The sequence below is a fragment of the Pantoea sp. Cr_R13 genome, assembly GCF_029222565.1.
GTDB classification, from domain to species: domain Bacteria; phylum Pseudomonadota; class Gammaproteobacteria; order Enterobacterales; family Enterobacteriaceae; genus Pantoea; species Pantoea eucalypti.
In genome coordinates this window covers 111206-131422 of sequence record NZ_JARHXL010000001.1, presented here as the reverse complement: position 1 = coordinate 131422, position 20217 = coordinate 111206, and the positions used below count along the sequence as shown (strand labels likewise).

Genomic DNA, 20217 nt, shown 5'->3' with positions numbered 1-20217 from the left:
GGGTTTATTGAATTTTAAAACTGGTGTGAACAATAATGAATTTCATTATTGTTCACGTTATTCTAAATAAAAGGCCATGTGAAAAGCGCATAATTATTTTTGCACATTATCGCGACAATAGAATGATTAAATAAATTCAATCAAGAGCGTAATCGTAATCTGTTTTCATCCTGAATTTTATCAACTATTTTTTGATGATGGCTCATAGGGTTATTAATTAAATATTCAGTATTAAAGGATATTTATTAGGGTTAATTACTTACAGTCATCAATTTTCGCCGCATACCTGATGCACCAATGATTGCTTCAGTGAGTATGAGATTTACTGCTCTATGAGGCGATGTAGATCTCCTCGTCCCATGATCCCACCCCGGCAGGGCTAACAATACGTTGAATGGCATTAGATATTCTGACTTCGTATAATTATTCTTATACGAAGTTATGACAGGCTGATGCTGCCGGGTTATGATGGAAACTACAACAGTGCCACACCGATAGGTGACAACGCTACGTGAATTCTTGCAGGTAATCCCCCTGCTAACTTCTCAGAATTCACGTAGCGTTGTCAGGACATATTTTGGTTGATAAGTGAGCAAAAATGAATGAGTCAGAGCCTGTCACCTATTTGAGTGTGGATCCGAACAGCGACATCACAGAACGCCTCAGGCAATTCGTCCAGGATAAAGAGGCTTTCTCACCTAACACCTGGCGGCAACTGATTAGCGTCATGCGGATCTGTAATCGCTGGTCGGAAGATAACCAGCGCAGCTTCCTGCCGATGAGCCCTGATGACCTGCGCGACTATCTCTCGTTTCTTGCTCAAAGTGGTCGGGCTTCTTCAACGATTATTTCACACGCGGCACTGATCTCGATGTTACACCGTAACGCCGGATTGCCGGTGCCGAATGTTTCTCCTTTGGTTTTTCGTACCATAAAGAAGATAAATCGCGTGGCCGTAATGAACGGTGAACGTGCTGGCCAGGCTGTTCCCTTCAGGCTTACTGACCTGCTGGCGCTGGATGGAAACTGGTCAGGATCTGAAAACCTTCAGTTAGTGCGCGATTTGGCCTTTTTACACGTAGCCTATGCCACGCTACTCCGCATCAGTGAACTGTCGCGATTAAGGGTGCGTGATGTGATGTACGCCGGTGATGGCCGTATCATTCTCGATGTTGCCTGGACAAAAACGATTGTGCAGACCGGTGGATTAATCAAGGCGCTCGGCACCCGCTCAACCCAACGTCTGGAACAGTGGATAGAAGCCTCCGGACTCTCTAATCAGCCCGATGCTTATCTGTTTACCGCAGTTCATCGATCTGGCCGTGTACTGGTTGCCGAAAAGCCAATGAGTACCCGGGCTCTGGAGCAGATCTTTAGCCGTGCATGGCGCAGCGCTGGTAACGTCGGCGCGGTGAAAGCCAACAAAAATCGCTACCGTGGCTGGAGTGGCCACAGTGCCAGGGTGGGTGCAGCTCAGGATATGGCGGATAATGGTTATCCGATTGCCCGTATCATGCAGGAAGGCACATGGAAAAAACCGGAAACCCTGATGCGGTATATCCGTCATGTGGATGCACATAAAGGCGCAATGGTAGAGTTTATGGACCAGTATGCTGACACTGACTTATCTGACTGACAGCCTCTAAAAAGGCGATCTGAAGCTATATTCAGGCTAAAGTTATCCACAGAAAAAGTGGACAGCCTGTGTGTAAGCCGGTACTGAATAAGTCGTTGTCTGGACTTTGTCCCCATTATCACGCTGATTTAAAGCATTTATTCACCTGGCATGCTGTTTTAGGCTCATCTTTTCTGGAAAAGATTTCGCTTCAGAAGCAAGGGTAAGAGATGCTGCCAGCATTACACCCTTCTATAACATCAGCTTCCCGCACTGGAAAATCATGTCTGCTGAAAGGGGTTGTTAAGAAGTCCTCTTAGACGGTTCACATCACTCCAGATGAACTTTAATTCAGCTTACATCTGTCTAACAACATCATAAACGTCACTTATCCGCTGTGACGCTGAAAAGCCCGTCAACCAGCGGATTAAGCGATTGAATCTGTTGTTTCTTTTTATTGTGCGTAGCCTTTCTGGTTATCGCAGCTGCCGTGGCAGCCGTGACAACGTCCCTTTCCCTCCTGAAACATGCCTGGTATTGCCTGCACCTGGCTTCCTGCTTTCCGCAGTGCAAACAGGATAACCATGTTAAGCAACAGTATGCCAATCAGGCAGGTTGCACTAAATGCAGGATGCTCGGTAAACGTGACGGTCTGATAAAACAGCGTGGCCGTGGTGTAAGCAATGTTAAGTCCCCAGAAGAATGAGAACATCATCCACTTTCTGCCGGCTTCGCGCGCAATAGCGCCCATGACTGAAACACAGGGCACATAGAGCAGGACAAAGATTAAGTAACTGTATGCGGCGAAGCCACTGCCAAATTTGGCTGACATGATGCCCATAGAGCCGGATGCCATTTCACCATCACCTTTGCTGGTATCGATGGGATGAGCCAGTGCATCAATTCTCAATGCAGCTGTTAACCCCGCCCAGGTCTGTGTCAGCGCATCGGTCAGGTCAGCTTTAAGGTTAAAAGTCTGCGGATCAAACGCGTTGTTCTGGAGCGCTTCAGTGGTGTAAAGGCTGTTGAGTGTGCCGACCACGACCTCTTTAGCCATAATGCCACTCACCAGTCCAACGGTCGCCTGCCAGTTATCCTGCGTGATACCAATCGGCAACAACGCAGGCGTAATCGCTTTACTGGATGCCGCCAGTGCAGAATGGTTAATGTCTTCGACCAGCTGGCCATTAAATGCAAAGCTGCTCAGTACGCCAACCAGCATGCTCACTAAAATGATGACCTGTCCGGCCCGGACAACAAACATTTTCAGCCGCTGCCAGGTCTGCAACAGCAGACTTTTCAGATGAGGCCGGTGATAGACCGGCAATTCCATGATAAACGGGGATGCTTCTCCGCCCAGCAGGGTGTGCCTGAGTACCAATCCGGTGATAATCGCAACAACAATGCCCAGCAGATAGAGTGAGAAAACCAGGCTGGAGCTATGCGCGTCAAAAAATGCTGCAGCGAAAACCGCAAAAATCGCTAGCCGCGCGCCGCACGACATAAAAGGTGCAATCAGGATCGTAAGAAAGCGCTCACGCGGTGTGTCGAGTGTCCGGGTGCCCATGACCGACGGTACATTACAGCCAAAGCCGACTATTAGCGGCACAAAGGATTTACCCGGCAGGCCCAGCGACTGCATAAGCCGGTCTATCACAAAAGCAGCGCGCGCCATGTAGCCTGAATCCTCCAGAAAAGAAAGGAACAGGAACATCAGGCCAATCTGAGGAATGATCGGCAGCACGGTATTTATGCCGGATCCGATGCCCTGAGCCAGAAAAACGGTCAGCCAGTCCGGGAAGTGGGCGACATAGCCCAGCCATTGCATGCCATGAATAAATATGGCCACAGAACCACTGTCGAACAGTGGCTGCAGTGCGGCACCGATATTAATTGAGAGCACAAACATCACATACATCACGGCCAGGAATATCGGAATACCCAGCCAGCGATTCAGCACCATATTATCAATCTGACGGGTCCGACCGGCAGGTAATACCTGATGAATATTACTCACGGCTGCGCAAAGTGCGTTGATGGCACGATAACGGTAATCGGCAATCTGTACGCCGGTGTCGTTGCCCGCCTGCTTCATCATCTCAGGCAAATGCGGGAGCAGCTCCGGGCAAAGCTTCTGGCTGTTAATATCACCTTCCAGCAGCTGCAATGCCAGCCAGTAACGTTTTTGAGGCGCTATCGTTTCGGGCATTTGCAGGCACAGCTGCTCAATTGCTGAGTCAATCGCGGCCGGATAACGCACCCGTTCCGGCGCGCAGTAAACATGAGCCTGATCGATCAGGGTTTTGAGCTGGGCAATCCCGTCGCCCCGTGTTGAGGTCAGGGAAACAACCGGACAGCCAAGACGTGCAGATAACGCCTGAATATCAGTAGTGATGTTCTGACTGGCGGCAACGTCCTGCATGTTAAGGGCGATAATGCAGGGCACGCCCAGCTCCAGAAGCTGCATGGTCAGGAACAGATTACTTTCCAGACTGGATGCATCGACCACGTTAATCACTATATCGGCGTGATCCTGATAGAGATACTGGCAGGCGATGCTCTCATCAATGGCGCTTTCAGCAGACAGCGTCGTCAGCGAACGAGTTCCGGGCAGGTCGATGAGCCTGACATCTGACTGTGCAGTAAAAAATTGCCCTTCTTTACGCTCAACTGTCACACCCGCCCAGTTACCGACCCGCTGCCGGGCTCCGGTAAGTTGATTAAATAGCGTGGTTTTGCCGGTGTTAGGATTTCCAATCAGCCCGATGGTGATCTTTTTCATCAGACGATTTCCTCCAGGATCATAGAGGACAGGTCCCGCTGTCGAACTGCCAGACTGATACGGCGCGTGCGAATTTGCACCGGGTCCCCCATTGGCGCCACGCGAACCGTCTCAAAAACGGCGCCGGGAAGCATGCCCATCGTCAGTAATTTCTGACGCCAGGCGAAATTTACAGACGGCTTATAGCCAAGAATTCGATAGGTACTGCCCATGTTAATTGCCATAACACGCTCTGCCTCAAGGTAAGAAGCACTCATTTTATAAATGATAAGCGTTTCGCTTTTTGATCTGGAATGAGCAAGTGAGAGAAAACATGTCGTCAATGCGTATGTGGAAGAAAACGTATCTCTTTCACAGGAGCCTGGTGACGGGTGAGATGGCCTGATACGTGTAAATAGAGACATCATGGCTTGTTGCCACTGAGTTAGCCCTGCATCATAAGCGGTGACAGAGTCAGGCAAATACAGAGGCTATTCGGCCATAATGAATGGCACAAAATCTTACGGTAACCTTGGGGTGAGAGCAGCCCTGGATCAATAAGGATTATATGAAACAAATTACGTTGAGTGACCTCCAGAAACAAAGTGAACAGGCTGCACACTCTCCTCGCTTGCGAGCTAATCGTAATCTACATCCCGAATTAAGCGATCCGGTTCAACGTCTGGCCATCGCTATGGAGCCGGGCACTTATGTGCGCCCACACCGTCATCCGCATACTTTTGAATTGCTGATGCCTCTTCGAGGACGCTTCCTGGTATTAAATTTTGATGACAATGGTTATGTGACCCAGCGGGTGATGCTGGGTGAGGAGTGCAAGGTGCTCGAAACGGATGCCGGCATCTGGCATGCGGTACTCTCCATGGATAAAGGCGGGGTTATTTTTGAGGTAAAGCATGGCGGTTACCAGCCAGTAACTGAACAGGATCTTGCCCCATGGGCACCCGCCGAGAATGAGCCGGGCACCATGGAACTGATGGCATGGTACGCACAGGCGCAGGTGGGTGATGGTGGTTTCACTCGATAATTTTTAGCTTATTTGCAGCGGGCGGTATGGTGGCCGATACCGTCCTTCAGGTAACATCTGGCAATTTTCAGGGTTGCCTGCACTCATCTTTAAATCCAGAGAGTGGCTTTTTTACGAACCCTTGAGATGTAAAAAACGGGTACCCGAACACAGTAACTAATAAGGCTTAATCAGGTTCCGGTAGTAGCTTAGCATTTGAAACAGACCATTCGGATGATGCAGTAAATTGAGCATTAAGCCATCTATCAGGTCAGGCAGCGCCATTTCAGACGTCTCCACTGCACTATTGAGGTCAGAGAGGCAATAAACGTCATCAGCCTTACATTCGAAATAAGGCTGAGGAATTTGTCTTTTAACCACCTTTGAGCTTTATTGAAAAGTTATTTTTATAATTCATCCTCTATAACCGTAGTTTAAATGGCGGATACACCAGCGGTTCACGGTATTGATTTATGGGGAGTGCGCATTACGGATGTGTAACCACTACAATATTCCCGGACACTCTGTTAAAAATGACGCTTCTCCAGCTTCACTGGACTTCGTAAAAGAATCTTACCGATTATAAAACTGTGGTTTTTGTCGATTCAGATGATATCGTTTCTGAGTAGTGAAAAAACACACTGATCTTCCCTCTTTTATTTGCTGCAAGGGCATTTACGGTTGATTATCATGGCATGTAGCAAGTCTTAATCCTCCCATTGATAAAACGGCAGAGCCAAAACCGAAACATGCCCTTTGAGGCTACGGCCTATGCGTTTAAGGGCTGATTATACCGCCGTTGAAGTTAGCTGGAACGTATTTATAGTTTGCTGATATGAGCCTTACGCAAGTTTTAATGTTGTAGCTGTTCAGGATTAGAGGACAGTTACGGGATCGCTGCTAAAAGTTAATACATTCATCAATTTAAAGGGAAAAATCAGAACCCAATAATAGCACTTAAACAGGATCTTGCAGAAAATTAGTTACATCATACATAAGTCTATCACGTCTATGTACGCCCCTTCGGGGCGCGGGGGCGGCTAGTCAAAAGGCACTCGGAATTCCAGAATAACTTTGTTTTTAGTACGTCAATAAACACACAAAATCAGCAGGCCTTCTCGTGTTATTGAAACTAATTTAACAGGGTGTTGTAACTAACCTGTCGCGTTATTGCTCTTTTATCACTTAATATAAATTATACTTTCCATTTTCCTGTGGAACGGCTAACACTTATTCCCTTCACATCCCGATTTTTTATCATCTGAGAAAAGCGGTTATAAATTTAAGTTCAGCTTATTTAAATAGTGCGTCGTTCATTTTATAATCAGAGGCACATTCAGGATTTTCTTTATCTGAATTGAAAGTTTCATTTATCGCAAATACATGTTTGATTTTCTGTTGCAGCTTTTTAACAAAACATGCTTAATCATCATACACCCCAACACATTACAATTGATCTGCATCAGTCTTTTGGCAGATAATTTTCCGAAGGCTGGAATTGTTATCGTGTCGTTTAACAATTTTAGCTAATAATGCCACATCTTCTTAAAAACTAATGACAGGACAGTGAAATGACATCTTTCAATTCTGGCAAAAAATTCGTCTGCGCTATTGTGATGACGGCTGCAGTAATATCCATGACCGCCTGCTCAAGCAATTATGTCATCTCTACCAATGACGGGCACATGATCACGACTCATGGTAAACCCGCCAAAGATAAACAAACTGGCATGATCTCGTATAAAGATGCAGACGGAAATATGCATCAGTTGCAGCAGCACGACGTTAAAGAAATTGTACAAAAATAAATCAATTCAGCCAGCAATCGTAATCATTAATTTTAAAATTTAAAAGCAGTGGAACTGAACAATGAAACTTTCTGTAATCAGCATGGGTATGCTGCTGTGCGTCTCTTCGTCTGCAATGGCCATTGGCTTGAATGTGGAGCAAGGTAAAAATACCACTGCGCTGGACGCAGAAATTGGCCGCTCATCCAGCGGAATTTATCTGGATAGCCAGTGGATCAAAAATACGGCGGATGGTGTTCAGATTGGTCAGGCGGGTACCGGTTATAATCTTGAACTTGGTCCGGTAATGCTGACTGCTGGCGCCAAAGCCACTTATCTTGGTGGCAAGAAAGGGGATAACGGCGTCGCATTTCCTGTCGGTGGCGGTGTGAAAATCAATCTGCCCGCTGATTTTGCGATTTATGGTGAGGGATATTCTGCTCCGGAACAACTGACTAACAGCGTTAAGAATTTTGTGGAAGCGAACGCCGGCATAAGCTGGTCACCGCTGGGGCCGCTGGTCTTGAAAGCCGGCTACCGTTATGCAGGTGTTGATGGCAAAGATGGACGCCCGGGCCATACCCTGATCGATGGGCCTTACATTGGTGGCGGCCTGACATTTTAATATCAGATAACGCTCCTCTTCTATAGGGTGAGGAAACCAGCCAGCTTGACTGATCGGTTTCTTTACCCATTTTTCGTTATGACTCTGACGGAAAGCAGTGAGAAACAGATGATGAAACCACTCATGTTGATGTTATTTACCCTTTGTCTGACAGGATGTGTCCAGTATAAATGGGTCAAGCCTGACGCATCTGAGCAGCAGGAGTTCGTGGCAGAAACAGCCTGTAAAGCTCAGGCACTCAGGGATTTACCGCCAGACAATGTCGTTAGCGGTAAATACACCTCAAAAGACAAGAAACACAAGACAACTGATACGAATTACTCAACCAGCGATGCTAATGAAAGTCAGCGAGACATATTGGTGAAAGACTGTATGTTCAAACAAGGCTGGCAACAGATTGAGATTCAGCACTAACGACATTGAACTGTCAGAGGCCAGGTAAAATCCTGGCCAGCACTGACCCGACAGGTTTTACCGATTGCGGCCGGAATTTATTCGGGCATCATCCTGCTGCTGCTGTGCAGTACGCTGCCGACGGCACCGTTCCGAGCAATACAGAACCTCTTCCCAGCACCGTTCCCATTTTTTTCGCCATGACATCGGTTTGTTGCACGTTTTGCAGTAGCGCACCGGTAGTGACTTTTTATTACCTTTGAACACGTCAATCCTCCAGAAAACCCAGGACACTGACAAAGCCTATGCCATATACAGTATAGCTAACCGTCGCACTGGATAACTGATGACAATAGGCGACAAAGTTAGCAGACTGCTTTTTTCATACTCTCTTGTTCTATGATTATTCTTCGACCCCCCATTTGCTCTGACATTGTACTGTGAAATACCTATTACAGGTTTTTGGCGTTCTGCGCTGCTGACGACCAATTAATTAGCCAGGTTAATAATAGCCGCTTACTGGCACACCGTTTTCAGTTCAGTGTTTGGCAGCCTGTTCATCGATGTGTTTTGGGACGGGCTGGCGAGGTGATTGCAAAATCACACGGGTTCAGGAACTGAGCTGAATGGATATTGACGAGAACTGCTATCGCTTCCGTTATCAGCATCAATGACAACAGGGTAATAACGTGGGGAAATAATGCTGTCTATGATTACGTTGTAAACTACCTCCCTCTTTGAATCTTTACAGAGCTTCAAAAATCATGACTCTTGTAAATAATTGACTTTAGCCCACAACGGGTGGCTCTCGTTTTGACGAGTTTGTATCCATTTATTTGATGGCTGTAGGTGGATGCAAACGCTTAAATCAGCCATAACGCAGGCCGGCCCGCTCTTAAATAACCCTATGCGCTGCATAAGAAAAAAACAACCCATTATCATGGCGTTACAAATAACCACAGTTAATCAGTGGGCTAATTATTTAAAGCGTCACCGTGCCAGTCATTCAACAAAAATTACGATTAACATCATGATCTTATCCAGTTTTAGCTGTCTGCCCTGAATCATTACCTTTAATTTTCAGAGCAATGCGTGTACAGGATTTGCGAAGCGACTTTGCTGAAAACAGCGTGAAAGCACAATTTCCCTATACCCGCTCCCAATTAACTAACTTTTCAGATGTCGTTTTTTTTGACATTTTGAGCTAAGAGCACCGCAAAGAGTAACTCTGCTTCAATTTAAGGGTGATACGGTAATTACAGTTTAAACTCTTGTAGAAAGCGATTAATATGTTAGCGTTGAACTATCGGTTCTGTATTTTGATTCTTCGAAGGCAAGCATTCTAAAAAAGCAGGTCTGACGAAAAGCATCAGCGTGAACCCGCTCTGTATTTTATTATCTGAACATGACTATGGTGACTTTGATGAGTGACACTCTCAACAGCTTGAATAATATCCGTACCCTTCGCGCAAACGCTCGCGAGCTTGACCTGGCTGCCCTGGAAGAAATGCTGGAAAAACTGTCAGTTGTAGTGAGTGAGCGTCGGGAAGAAGCTCAGGCTTCGGAAGCAGCTAATCGTGAAAAAGCCGAGAAACTGGCAAAATATCGCGAGTTACTGTTGCAGGAGGGTATCGATCCTAATGAACTGTTAAATGGTATGCCAACTGCACCCGCTGAGAAGAAAAAACGCGCACCTCGACCAGCAAAATATCAGTACACCGACGAAAATGGTGACGTTAAGCAATGGACTGGCCAGGGCCGTACACCCTCAGCTATTAAATCAGCCATTGATGCAGGTAAATCACTGGATGATTTCCTGATTTAACTCAGTCTGCATACATGAAAACAGCCTGCTTTATGCAGGCTGTTTTATATCACATCGACATCCGGTAGTAGCTCTGACATTATCCGACGGCCCTTACCCCGCCCTTCTGCAATTTGTTCTCATCCGTCAATCTACAGTTCTTCCCAGGCGTTTCACTACACTTAGTTGCTGAACATCTTCCGCAACAGACACCCGGCTTCATTCTTCCCCTGAGCTGATTTATTTATTCAGCGCTTACATGTTACGAGCGCTGATAATTTCCAGGCCGATCTGCTGACTATAAGAGAGTTCACGCGTATTGCCATCAGGGTCGGAAAAAACGCCCGGTTACCCATTGGTGCATCAGATTGCTGAGCGTCCCTTAGGCAAAACACCGTCAAGCCGTGCGCGGGCAACGTTGACATCTATCCCTTCACGACGGGTAAAGGCCACACCAATATAACCAAAGGGACCCGGCGGCGTATCTTTACTGTTGTCAGATTGCACCCGCACCAGCGCAGCACTGCAAGATGTTGAGCAGAACATCTCAAAGGATAATGCTTCAAAACCACGACGAATTTCTGGCGATGGCCAACCACTATCATGGCAAGGCATCATGCCTGTCCTGAATAAAACCTCATTTCTGACTCACGCACAGTTAATAAAAAAGAAAATGCTAAACCCAGCGCCGCTTCTATAACGAAAACCAGGCATTAGCCAGCAGATTACGCTTAAACTGTACGATTTACTGGATTAGATACCACCATTCTCACCTGATAAAAAGCGAATAAACCCGCATTGGCCCTTCAAATACCGCGTACGGAAATGTTACCCTTGCTGGCTGAATAATTTGCACTTTATTGATTAACTTGAGTATTTGAGGATTGGTATGAGTAAGAATCTGAGCAGCCTGAATAATATCCGCACAATGCGTGCTGAGGCACGCAATATGACGCTGGATCTGCTGGCAGAGCTACACCAGAAATTAGAAACAGTGGTAAATGAGCGTCGTGAAGAGGAAAGTGCACGAGAGGCAGAAGCTCGTAAGAAAGCTGAAAAGCTGGCGTTTTATCAGGAGTTGCTGATGGAAGAAGGAATTAATCCGTTGGAACTGGTAAATAGCGCTTCTCCTTTGGTAACCGGCAAAAAGAAACGGGCGAAGCGTCCGGCTAAATATCGTTACAATGATGAAAACGGTCAGGTTCGTTACTGGACGGGTCAGGGCCGAACCCCTTCAGCCATTAAAACTGCGATCGAAAATGGCCAGTCACTGGATGATTTCCTGATTTAATCGCGCTAATTTCCTGCCGGAATGTTGACCGCCAATGGGCGGCAATATTCCGGTCCGCAGAGTCCCATGGCACAGATATTTATCCTGGTGTCCTGGCGTCCTTCTTTTCCACGTTATCATTAGCCATCACTGGCTCAGAACCACGAAACGTTCGACGCCACTCGCTGGGTGAAACACCAAACCGCGATTTAAAACGCTGACGAAATGAAACCGGCGACTCAAAACCCACCTTTTCGGCCACACTTTCAATATTCATAGTGGTTGTTTCCAATAGCCACTGGCTGCGTTGAAGGCGCTCAGCCGTCAACCACTCACCCAGAGACATACCCGTTGCTCTTTGGAAGTGACGGGTCAGCGTTCGCCGGCTCATGCTGAGCCTGCGCGAGAGGGAATCAAGATTCTGCGGCTTATGCAGATTCTCCCGCAGTGACGCCAGCAGTGCATTAATCTTACTGTCACGCGTTGTTTCCGGAACCGGACGCTCAATAAACTGCGCCTGACCGCCTTCACGGTAGGGCGGCACCACCATTCGTCTCGCTACCCGATTGGCAATGGCACTACCATAGTGATGACGGATGATATCCAGACAGCAGTCGATCCCTGCAGCGGTACCAGCAGAGGTTATCAGACGATCGTCACGGGCATAGAGCGCGTTGCTATCGAGCTGAACGGCCGGAAAGCGGGAACTGAAGTCCTGCTCAAATTCCCAGTGTGTGGCAGCCCGGCGCTGATCAAGTAAACCTGCATAAGCCAGTACATATGTGCCCAGACACAGTCCAACGACTTCCGCACCACGCTGCCAGGCCGCTACCAGCTTATTAAGCAGCACCTGCGCCGGTTTTTCAGCCGGATTGTGCCAGTAGGGAACTATAATAATCGCCGCCTGATCAAGGAGTTCAGGGCCATGCTCTACGGTGATTGACAGTCCCATATCGGAACGAACCACGCCAGGTTTTTCTGCAAAAACATCAACCTGAAATAGCGTCTGCTGTGGCATAGCCGATCCAAATAAAATGCAGGGAACTGAAAAGTGAAATGGACTAAGACCTGCGGTTGCCAGCACTGCGACTCTGAGCCCAGCCATTATCTTCCCTCACTGTACAAGCATGGCGGTGGAAACCGATTGTAAAGCACAAGCCGTTCACAAAGCGCCTGTGTTTAGTGAAGGGCCGATTAGAACGTCATGGAGTCACCATCTTCCGGGATCAGCACTTTGTCAGCAATACCCTGTTCTGAGGTATAGGCGCGCAGTTCAGCACGGGTCAACAGGCAGTGGTTGATGGCTTCCATATGAGAAGCAACAATTATCACGCCAGGGAGGATGTTCAGGGTACGCAGCGTATCCTCTTTGCCCATAATAATCGGACCATAGAGATCGTTGGTAGCATTGCCAATATTTAACACCACAACCTGCGGCTGAAAACGTTGCAGACTTCTGACATAAGGTTTGACCCACACCGTATCGCCAGCAACATACAGCGTTTTTTCTGCCGGATGAGTAAACACCAGACCACAGGCATCACCCAGAATCTCGCCCATTGCTTTGTCAGCATACAATGCATTACTGCCATGCTGCCCATCGGTTTTATATAGAGTGAGACCATCGATGAAACGGTTTTCATCCTGCAGCATCCGCACGTTTTCAAAACCCTGTGACCGAAGCAGCGCAGCATCACTTTCATTCTGGCTGTAAATCATCATATTCTTTGGCACCTGCTGTTGCGCAGCTTCATCCCAGTGATCGGCATGGGTGTGGGTGATGATGACCGCATCTACTGCCAGCAGTTCGTCCAGCGGGACTGGCAGATCTACCATCGGATTTCTGAGGTGAGGCCGGGCATTGCCGGCAAAGCCTGGCCAGGCCTCTTTTTCGGCCAGCATAGGATCGATAAGGAATTTTTTTCCTGCATACTCCAGTAACAGCGTAGCGTTGCGAATTTGGGTTAGCTTCATGCCAGGCTCCATAAACAGTTTCAGTGAAATCAGCCAGCTCTACTGGCACTTATGCGATTACTTTACGTCACTGTTCATCGTGTGCATGACAGGCCCAAAGGTCAGCATTCGATGGGATCGGGCCAAAATGTGAAATTATCTTGTGGCAGGTGGGAGAACCGGTCTTAAAGAGCGGACCAATGACGGTCGGGCTGCTGCAAGGGAGTCCGCTGTGAAGTTCGGCTGAAAACCACACAGTGCGACATTATCAGCACTGAGATTCATCCGCCCGGGGCAGTCATTTAAAACAGCGGCAGAGAAAACGGGCATATCCCGCGCCACATATTTCCGTCCAAAACGAAAATTAAAAGCAATTCATTCCATTGATTTAAATCAATAAAAACTCAATTGGCATTTCCGCCATAAAGGAACAGAAGGCGATAATCACTGCTCTTTAATCACGAAACAGGAGTTCACAGAATGGCTATACCTGTTTATTTATGGCTGAAGGATGATGGTGGAAATCCCGTCAAAGGCTCTGTTGATGTGCAGCAACGAGAAGGAAGTATAGAAATAACCGCACTGGCTCACGGCATATGACTCCCTACGGATAATCTGTCCGGTAAGATAACGGCCACTTGCGAGCATGCGCCCTTTATGCTGACCAAAGCGCTGGACTCTTCAAGTCCATACCTTTATCAGTTCGTCAGCGCCGGAAAGCTTTTAAAGTCTGCCGAGCTTAAATTCTATCGCATTAATTACGCCGGACAGAAAGAAGAATATTTAAACGTATTTATTGAAAATGTCCGCATTACCTGTGTCGTACCCTTTATGGAAGATGTTAAGGACCGGGATTACGAACGTCACGATCACCTTGAAGTGCTCGAAATGACGTATGAAAAAATCACCTGGAAATATCCGGACGGCAATATTATTCACTCTGATTCCTGGAAAGAGCGTAGCGCGGCATAGGAGAACAACATATGGCATGGATATACCACCAGAGTACCGGCGAACTGTGGCACCGCGGTAAGTTAATGGGTAAAGGTTATTCAGGGAGCCTGACCAACAAAAACAACCCGGATCGTCAACACGTTAAAGGTATGGGGCCAATTCCTCGCGGTACCTGGCATATTGGCGGACATACCAGTTCAAAGGGACCATTTACCATAATTTTGACACAAACCTCTGGCGAAAGTTATGGCCGCTCTTTATTTCGTATACACGGTGAAAGGAAGCCGCCGAAAGTACATGGATTCGCTTCTGAGGGTTGCATAATCCCTGGGCCGGTTATTCGCACAAAAATCATTTAGTCAACAGATAAAACGCTGGAGGTAGTGAGATGATTTTGCGAATCATCTTGCTGATCGCCTGCACTATTCCGTCCTCCTGCATAGCATCATCAAATGAATGGAAAGCTTATATCCAACTGATTGAGCAGGCAGACAACAAAACGCTCCATGCGTTTCCGGGAAAAATTGACAGTATTGGTGATACCCTTGACGCTGCTCATACAGAGGAATTGACCACAGCTCTTAGCATGAAGTTAATTAAAGATCCAATATCTGTAATTAACGCAACCAACTCGCTGGACAAAAGTACCGACGCCTTAAAGCAGCGATTTGGCACATCAATGGTATGCGGTATACCTTTAATCACACATGCAAATCAGATGAAAATTGAGGAGTATTTCGCGAAGGCAGAACCCGTGCTGGAAAAAGCTGGAGCTGCTGCTGCAAAATTTCTGAGCAATATGCGTGACACGATTGACGAAGTCAGACAAGAAACCGCAAAAAATTCAGGACATTAATCCTCAGAACAAACCTGACGCTTGCCGGGTTTTCTGAACGAATACTTATTAATAAAAACAATACATTATAATCTTAGCGTGGTTTTTTAAACTGTTGACCCTTAAACCCAATCAGCGTGATTGCGGCTGGCCTGTCTGATGGACTGCTGACAAAATAAAGGCAAAAAAAATGCCGCAGCAGGCTGCGGCATATCATTTAGATTCCCATCAGAAATCGGCTTTCAGTACGACACGGTAATTGGCTTTACCGGCGCGGACGTGATCCAGCGCTTTATTGATGTCCGACATCGGGAAGAACTCAACCTGTGGGGCGATATCTGCACGGGAAGCAAGACGCAGCAGCGAGCGCAGCTGACCTGGTGAGCCGGTTGATGAACCGGTTACCGCTTTGTCGCCCAGAATCAGATCAAAAGCACTCACTTCAATCGGCTTCATCACTGCGCCCACGGTGTGGAATTTACCCTGAGGTGCCAGCGCGGCGAAATAAGGTTTCCAGTCCAGATCGACCGCCACAGTGCTCAGAATCAGGTCAAAGCGACCCGCCTGCTGCTTCAGGGCTTCAGGATCGCGGCTGTTAACCACTTCATCTGCGCCCATATCCAGGATTGACTGCTTCTTATCTGGCGTTGAGCTGAATGCCACGACTTCTGCACCCATCGCGTGCAGGATTTTGATGGCAATGTGACCCAGCCCGCCGATACCGATCACACCTACGCGGCTGGTCGCCGTGATGTTACTCATCAGCAGTGGTTTAAACACGGTGATACCGCCACACAGCAGCGGACCGGCGCTTGCTACATCCAGTTTTTCCGGCAGCGGGATAACCCATTGCCAGTCGGCGCGCAGCTTCTCGGCAAAACCACCTTTGTTCATGATGGTCGGGATGCTGCCCTGCTGACAGTTAACCTGCTCGCCGTTAATACAGGCATCGCAGTGCTGACAGCTTTTTGCTGTCCAGCCGATTCCTACACGCTGGCCGATTGAGAGACCTTTATTTTTGGCCGCTTCGCCCAGGGCAGAAACCCGACCAATCACTTCATGTCCTGCAATCACCGGGAACTGAGAGATGCCCCACTCGTTATCGATCATCGACAGGTCTGAGTGGCAGACACCACAATATTCGACCTGGACTTCGACTTCTTCGGCTGCCAGCTCGGCGGCATCGTACTCATAGAGTTCAAGGGCCTGGCCAGCCTGCATGGCTGCATAACTTTTAATTTTCATTCATACCTCTGCGTGATTAATCACAGACAAGTGTAACAACTGAAAGCCGGCCTTGCCTGGCCGTTGCGCTTACACCGCACTTTTTTGTCTTTTATTCAGATAATTCAGCCTTTAACCTGCGCACCTGAAAGAGTTTGTAACACCTTGAGCTGCGCAACGGCTTCCTGCATCGCATCCATCCCCTGCGTCAGTTCGCGCAGGCTGCCGAGGTGCTTCGCGATGTCGGCGCGCTCATGACGCGTCTGCTGGTTCATCGCCGCCAGCGTATCGGCTGCTGAAATACTGCGCTCTGCCATCTGCGCGGCGGTCTGCGCCGAATCACTGGCCACCAGCCGGATGCGTGAGATGGTGCTGACCGCCTCACCGATGTTACTGGCTGTGGCTTCAGCCTGCTCTTTCGATGAATGCGCCAGACGCCGGACTTCGCCCGCGACCACGGCAAATCCGCGGCCAGCCTCGCCCGCACGTGCCGCTTCGACTGCGGCATTCAGCGCCAGAATGTTGGTCTGGAAAGCAATATTGCTGATGCCATGCGTAATCTCATTGATGCCGTTAGAGATTTTTTCCAGATCGTCCAACCCATCGTCCAGTCGTCCCTGAGCCTGCTGACTCTCAGTGGCGATATTGCTGATGTTACGGATGCTGCTTTCTGCCAGGCTCAACGTTTCACCCTGGCTCTGGGTAGCGGTTTCCAGCACTGGCAACGCTTCCATCAGCGGTGTCAATGCCTGCTGATAGTTGATAACCCGATCAAGGACCCGCGTCTGAATACTGTTCAGCGCTTCCCAGCGACGCAATGCACGCTGCGCGTAATGTGCGGCGTAACCAGCATACTCCACCGGGAACTGGCTCATCGCTTTGACGTCATGATTAAAGAACACCAGTGCAGAGAGCGTCTGATTGATTGGCACGCCCAGGATTTCGCCAAAGCTGGAGAAGCCGGCGGCAGCGATGCCTTTAAAAAAGTGGGCGCTGTGAAGCTTATCAGCATTACCGACACGACGCAGGATACAGTCGTTCATCAGAATAGCGGCCGGTTTGCCATGCTGTGCGGTAAAAGCCTGCCACTCCTGCTGCGTCGCTTGTTTAAAGTCTTTCTCCTCCATCAGGAACAGCCGGTCACCAAACTCGAGGTCGCAGAAAAACTGCACGCCACCCGATTCAATTTTGGCGATCGAGCGAATGAAGTATTCCCCGCCGACTTTAACGCCAAAGGTTAACCCTTTCAGCCGTTCGGTCAGCTGCGCTTCAGTGCAGTTAAGGTGTTCACACAGCGATGCAACAAACGGCTGCTGCTGACCCTGGCGATTAAACACAGAGGTGACGGTGCGCGCAACCGGATCGGCTTCGGCAATCAGCCAGCTCTGCTCGCGTGGCGTAAAGTTCTGACTTTTAAACGGAGCAAATGATTTTCCTGGCGCCATCTGACAGAACATAATCACAGCTTTGCCCTGCAGCACCTTGCCACCAGTACCGATCCAGGTGCCATCAAAGGTAATTTTACCGCCCGCTGAACCGCCAATCGCCAGGCATGGGAAACGCCCGCAGTTGTACCACGCCTGCATCAGAAAGCCTTCGGACGCCGACAATCCGTCGCAATAAATCATCGCGAAAGTACGGTCTGCCGAAAGCGGCATCCGCACCTGCAACCGCATCAGTTCCTGCTGGATGGCGGTGATACGCTGGCTGGCAGTCTGAGTGTCCGCGACATGCAGGTCGACAATGTGTGTCTCATGGCTGGCGATCAGCGTGTCAGGCAGCCAGAGATAGCTTCCCTCCGGGCCATTGCCATCACAGTAAGTACTTTGTGATCGGCTGCTGCTCAGCGCACCGTTGGAAGAGAGTGTCAGCACGGTCAAATCGGCGGAATTAAAGCGTTGCCAGGCCTGACTGACCCGCTGAAAATCGGCTTCAGGCGGAACAAAAGTCATCAGGATCCCGCCCGCGCGCGAGCTTAACCCGATGGAAGAGAGTGATTCCGGCAGCGCACGACAATCCCAGGTGCCATTCGCTGGCTGGCTGCTACGCCTGAGACGGGCAACAGGCAGGCGACTTTTGATCGTCTTAATGATCGACATATTATTATTTTCGCTTTTATCAGAGTAGGTTGCGCTTAAACTCGCGCTTGCTGGTGTTTTTTAAAAGGAGGGCTAAATGCAGGTCCGTTCGCGTTCAGAACTCGTCGCTGAGTGCCGGGTTCATCATTGATCGGCGCGCTCAACGCCATTGGGTTATCGCCACTAGCGGGAAAACCTTTAGCAATTGCTGCAGTTGGTTTAATGAATGAAGTTGTTACATTTTAGTAGCATAAAATAAGCCAGAATGAGGGCCTGGCACTATTCCTGTTTATCTGTCACTCATCTGTTGCCTCTGCTTTTCGCAGCCTTTGCGTGCGGCGGCGGGCAGATCCTGTCAATCTCCCCGCGTGCGGAGCAAGGTCGCGTTACTCATAATATTCTCCTTTTTCGTCAGGCCGTTATGCGCAGTTCATCTCTCTTTACCATGCCGACGCCAGCGCTCTATTCAAAATTAACGTCTGCATTATCAACAACTTCAGTCTGTGCATTTGCATAAACGAAGCGGACGACTATGCTTCCTGGTGTGACTAGCTAGTCCTTTTTATCTAATGGAACATTGATATGAGGTCTTCCTATGACACAACAGAAGTACAGAGGTGGTGCCGGCAATTTTGCCAACGATCCAGAACGGGCGAGTGAAGCTGGCAGTGCAGGAGGCAAGGTCAGTGGGGGCAACTTCAGAAACGATCCTGAAAAGGCCAGGGAAGCCGGTCGGAAAGGAGGCAAGATTAGTCGACGTCCTTCTAAGTAATTCTGAATAAAGCGCTTTAGGACGTATTACGCCATGGAGTGGCATCTCTTCCATCAACTCTCTGAATCTCATCATTCCCCCTCTTTTAGCCTCAGCGCCTCTCTGACCAGGTTAAAAGCCGGTGAGTGCTGCTTGCGGCTGGGATAATAGAGATAATAACCAGGAAACGGTTCGCACCAGCGCTCCAGTACCCGGATCAGCGTGCCCTGCTCCAGCCCTTCTTCGACTTCCTGTTCAGGCAGAAAAGCAATTCCCAGACCGGCCACTGCCGCTTCTGCAATGTGTGCCGAAGTGTTGAACGTTAACTGTCCATCTACCCGCACATTCAACGGCCCTTCTTCTCCGTCAAAATCCCAGACATACAATCCTCCCGCTGTTGCCTGTCGCATATTAATGCAGTTGTGATGCAGCAGATCGTGTGGGACCTGAGGCGCAGCATGACGACGAAAATAGTCTGGCGCTGCCACCGCCGCCATTCGTAACGGTGGGGTTATGGGCATCGCCACCATATCTTTATCAATTGTGTCACCCATTCTGACTCCGGCATCAAACCGATCGGCCACGATGTTGCGCAAGCCATGATTCGCATCGAATTCGAGTCGGATATCCGGATAAGCCTCCAGCAGTGGCGTCAGTTTAGGCATCAGGAGTGAACTGAGAATATGCGGGCCACAAGTGATGCGTACCGTGCCGGCGGGCTTGTCACGCATCGCGGTCAGCATATCCAGCTCCGCCTCAATTTCATCGAATCGATTGCCAATCGCCAGGATTAACCGTTCACCTGCTGCGGTCGGTGAGACGTTCCGCGTCGTGCGGGTCAGCAGCCGAATTTCCATCCGGTTTTCCAGGGCAGTAATAGTCTGACTCAGCGCGGGCTGCGTAACGCCCAGCAGTGCCGCTGCACGGGTAAAGCTGCCCTCACGCGCTACGGTAATAAAAGCCTGCAGATCATTCATGTTGCGCTTCATATTGCGCTCCCGTTGGTGGATTCATAATCGCTGGTTATAACCCCATTAAGGATTCATTAGCTAGTCAATATAAAGTTAAACAGTAAAATTTCCTGAGTTCATCATGACCACCAACAATGAAACAGGATTCAGCATGACTTCTCCGGAAACAACG

19 protein-coding genes and 1 pseudogene are annotated in these 20217 nt (G+C 48.8%); 11 read left to right on the top strand and 9 right to left on the bottom strand.

Annotation, left to right across the window (positions count from 1 at the left end):
* Positions 1–598 precede the first annotated feature (598 nt).
* A complete protein-coding gene (locus P2R09_RS00555; protein WP_275766025.1) occupies positions 599–1636 on the top strand; it encodes a tyrosine-type recombinase/integrase in 1038 nt (345 codons plus the stop codon).
* 433 nt (positions 1637–2069) lie between these two features.
* On the opposite strand, the gene feoB is transcribed toward P2R09_RS00555, so the two are convergent.
* Both feoB and P2R09_RS00545 read right to left on the bottom strand, forming a co-directional pair.
* Positions 2070–4397 (bottom strand): Fe(2+) transporter permease subunit FeoB, encoded by a 2328-nt coding sequence (gene feoB / locus P2R09_RS00550; RefSeq protein ID WP_275766023.1) that lies wholly within the window; start codon positions 4395–4397, stop codon positions 2070–2072.
* Complete coding sequence (locus P2R09_RS00545; RefSeq protein ID WP_008926832.1) at positions 4397–4621, bottom strand: FeoA domain-containing protein; 225 nt, start codon at positions 4619–4621, stop codon at positions 4397–4399. Before P2R09_RS00545 ends, feoB begins: the two co-directional genes overlap by 1 nt.
* A 323-nt stretch (positions 4622–4944) precedes the next feature.
* On the opposite strand from P2R09_RS00545, the gene P2R09_RS00540 reads away from it, so the two are divergent.
* From P2R09_RS00540 to P2R09_RS00525, 4 genes are all read left to right on the top strand, one after another.
* Positions 4945–5421, top strand: coding sequence for a WbuC family cupin fold metalloprotein (locus P2R09_RS00540; protein WP_275766019.1), 477 nt, complete (start codon positions 4945–4947; stop codon positions 5419–5421).
* A 1550-nt stretch (positions 5422–6971) separates the two neighbouring features.
* Positions 6972–7208, top strand: a complete 237-nt coding sequence (locus tag P2R09_RS00535) for a YgdI/YgdR family lipoprotein (protein WP_003850536.1) — start codon at positions 6972–6974, stop codon at positions 7206–7208.
* Positions 7209–7269: 61 nt separating this feature from the next.
* A complete protein-coding gene (locus P2R09_RS00530; protein ID WP_003850534.1) occupies positions 7270–7812 on the top strand; it encodes a YfaZ family outer membrane protein in 543 nt (180 codons plus the stop codon).
* A 111-nt stretch (positions 7813–7923) separates the two neighbouring features.
* Complete coding sequence (locus P2R09_RS00525) at positions 7924–8226, top strand: hypothetical protein (protein ID WP_078805308.1); 303 nt, start codon at positions 7924–7926, stop codon at positions 8224–8226.
* A 57-nt stretch (positions 8227–8283) separates the two neighbouring features.
* Here the strand turns inward: P2R09_RS00525 and P2R09_RS00520 are convergent, their stop codons facing one another.
* Entirely contained in the window at positions 8284–8478 is a 195-nt protein-coding gene (locus P2R09_RS00520) for a DUF2256 domain-containing protein (RefSeq protein WP_275766048.1), read from the bottom strand.
* Positions 8479–9628: 1150 nt separating this feature from the next.
* Here P2R09_RS00520 and P2R09_RS00515 point away from each other — a divergent pair.
* Entirely contained in the window at positions 9629–10030 is a 402-nt protein-coding gene (locus P2R09_RS00515; protein WP_098049800.1) for an H-NS family nucleoid-associated regulatory protein, read from the top strand.
* 342 nt (positions 10031–10372) lie between these two features.
* Here the strand turns inward: P2R09_RS00515 and P2R09_RS00510 are convergent, their stop codons facing one another.
* A complete protein-coding gene (locus tag P2R09_RS00510; RefSeq protein ID WP_128755155.1) occupies positions 10373–10627 on the bottom strand; it encodes a hypothetical protein in 255 nt (84 codons plus the stop codon).
* Between the two features lie 271 nt (positions 10628–10898).
* Between P2R09_RS00510 and P2R09_RS00505 the strand changes: the two genes are divergently transcribed.
* Positions 10899–11300, top strand: coding sequence for an H-NS family nucleoid-associated regulatory protein (locus tag P2R09_RS00505; protein WP_008926837.1), 402 nt, complete (start codon positions 10899–10901; stop codon positions 11298–11300).
* Between the two features lie 79 nt (positions 11301–11379).
* On the opposite strand, the gene P2R09_RS00500 is transcribed toward P2R09_RS00505, so the two are convergent.
* Both P2R09_RS00500 and P2R09_RS00495 read right to left on the bottom strand, forming a co-directional pair.
* Entirely contained in the window at positions 11380–12384 is a 1005-nt protein-coding gene (locus tag P2R09_RS00500; protein ID WP_275765999.1) for a helix-turn-helix domain-containing protein, read from the bottom strand.
* Between the two features lie 89 nt (positions 12385–12473).
* Positions 12474–13253 carry an MBL fold metallo-hydrolase gene (locus tag P2R09_RS00495; protein ID WP_154926946.1) on the bottom strand — a complete coding sequence of 260 codons (780 nt, stop codon included), beginning with the start codon at positions 13251–13253 and terminating at the stop codon, positions 12474–12476.
* Between the two features lie 459 nt (positions 13254–13712).
* Here P2R09_RS00495 and tssD point away from each other — a divergent pair.
* The 3 genes and pseudogenes from tssD to P2R09_RS00480 all read left to right on the top strand — a co-directional run bounded on the left by tssD (position 13713) and on the right by P2R09_RS00480 (position 15042).
* A pseudogene (tssD, locus tag P2R09_RS00490) lies at positions 13713–14204 on the top strand (type VI secretion system tube protein TssD).
* Positions 14205–14215: 11 nt separating this feature from the next.
* Positions 14216–14545 carry a tlde1 domain-containing protein gene (locus P2R09_RS00485; protein WP_008926842.1) on the top strand — a complete coding sequence of 110 codons (330 nt, stop codon included), beginning with the start codon at positions 14216–14218 and terminating at the stop codon, positions 14543–14545.
* Positions 14546–14574: 29 nt separating this feature from the next.
* A complete protein-coding gene (locus tag P2R09_RS00480) occupies positions 14575–15042 on the top strand; it encodes a hypothetical protein (RefSeq protein ID WP_275765992.1) in 468 nt (155 codons plus the stop codon).
* 207 nt (positions 15043–15249) lie between these two features.
* On the opposite strand, the gene P2R09_RS00475 is transcribed toward P2R09_RS00480, so the two are convergent.
* Together P2R09_RS00475 and P2R09_RS00470 are read right to left on the bottom strand one after the other, a co-directional pair.
* The gene (locus P2R09_RS00475; protein ID WP_039661912.1) at positions 15250–16266 is read right to left on the bottom strand and encodes an NAD(P)-dependent alcohol dehydrogenase; all 1017 of its coding nucleotides are present in this window, start codon (positions 16264–16266) and stop codon (positions 15250–15252) included.
* Between the two features lie 104 nt (positions 16267–16370).
* The gene (locus P2R09_RS00470) at positions 16371–18344 is read right to left on the bottom strand and encodes a methyl-accepting chemotaxis protein (protein ID WP_275765989.1); all 1974 of its coding nucleotides are present in this window, start codon (positions 18342–18344) and stop codon (positions 16371–16373) included.
* A 574-nt stretch (positions 18345–18918) separates the two neighbouring features.
* Here P2R09_RS00470 and P2R09_RS00465 point away from each other — a divergent pair.
* Entirely contained in the window at positions 18919–19095 is a 177-nt protein-coding gene (locus P2R09_RS00465; RefSeq protein WP_008926846.1) for a general stress protein, read from the top strand.
* Between the two features lie 71 nt (positions 19096–19166).
* On the opposite strand, the gene P2R09_RS00460 is transcribed toward P2R09_RS00465, so the two are convergent.
* Positions 19167–20063, bottom strand: a complete 897-nt coding sequence (locus P2R09_RS00460; protein WP_275765984.1) for a LysR family transcriptional regulator — start codon at positions 20061–20063, stop codon at positions 19167–19169.
* Positions 20064–20217 lie beyond the last annotated feature (154 nt).

Bases quoted from the DNA above. Each gene is read 5' to 3' on its own strand.
- P2R09_RS00555 (WP_275766025.1), top strand. From the start codon at position 599: ATGAATGAGTCAGAGCCTGTCACCTATTTGAGTGTGGATCCGAACAGC.
- feoB (WP_275766023.1), bottom strand. From the start codon at position 4,397: ATGAAAAAGATCACCATCGGGCTGATTGGAAATCCTAACACCGGCAAA.
- P2R09_RS00545 (WP_008926832.1), bottom strand. From the start codon at position 4,621: ATGGCAATTAACATGGGCAGTACCTATCGAATTCTTGGCTATAAGCCG.
- P2R09_RS00540 (WP_275766019.1), top strand. From the start codon at position 4,945: ATGAAACAAATTACGTTGAGTGACCTCCAGAAACAAAGTGAACAGGCT.
- P2R09_RS00535 (WP_003850536.1), top strand. From the start codon at position 6,972: ATGACATCTTTCAATTCTGGCAAAAAATTCGTCTGCGCTATTGTGATG.
- P2R09_RS00530 (WP_003850534.1), top strand. From the start codon at position 7,270: ATGAAACTTTCTGTAATCAGCATGGGTATGCTGCTGTGCGTCTCTTCG.
- P2R09_RS00525 (WP_078805308.1), top strand. From the start codon at position 7,924: ATGAAACCACTCATGTTGATGTTATTTACCCTTTGTCTGACAGGATGT.
- P2R09_RS00515 (WP_098049800.1), top strand. From the start codon at position 9,629: ATGAGTGACACTCTCAACAGCTTGAATAATATCCGTACCCTTCGCGCA.
- P2R09_RS00510 (WP_128755155.1), bottom strand. From the start codon at position 10,627: ATGATGCCTTGCCATGATAGTGGTTGGCCATCGCCAGAAATTCGTCGT.
- P2R09_RS00505 (WP_008926837.1), top strand. From the start codon at position 10,899: ATGAGTAAGAATCTGAGCAGCCTGAATAATATCCGCACAATGCGTGCT.
- P2R09_RS00500 (WP_275765999.1), bottom strand. From the start codon at position 12,384: ATGGCTGGGCTCAGAGTCGCAGTGCTGGCAACCGCAGGTCTTAGTCCA.
- P2R09_RS00495 (WP_154926946.1), bottom strand. From the start codon at position 13,253: ATGAAGCTAACCCAAATTCGCAACGCTACGCTGTTACTGGAGTATGCA.
- P2R09_RS00485 (WP_008926842.1), top strand. From the start codon at position 14,216: ATGGCATGGATATACCACCAGAGTACCGGCGAACTGTGGCACCGCGGT.
- P2R09_RS00480 (WP_275765992.1), top strand. From the start codon at position 14,575: ATGATTTTGCGAATCATCTTGCTGATCGCCTGCACTATTCCGTCCTCC.
- P2R09_RS00475 (WP_039661912.1), bottom strand. From the start codon at position 16,266: ATGAAAATTAAAAGTTATGCAGCCATGCAGGCTGGCCAGGCCCTTGAA.
- P2R09_RS00470 (WP_275765989.1), bottom strand. From the start codon at position 18,344: ATGTCGATCATTAAGACGATCAAAAGTCGCCTGCCTGTTGCCCGTCTC.
- P2R09_RS00465 (WP_008926846.1), top strand. From the start codon at position 18,919: ATGACACAACAGAAGTACAGAGGTGGTGCCGGCAATTTTGCCAACGAT.
- P2R09_RS00460 (WP_275765984.1), bottom strand. From the start codon at position 20,063: ATGAAGCGCAACATGAATGATCTGCAGGCTTTTATTACCGTAGCGCGT.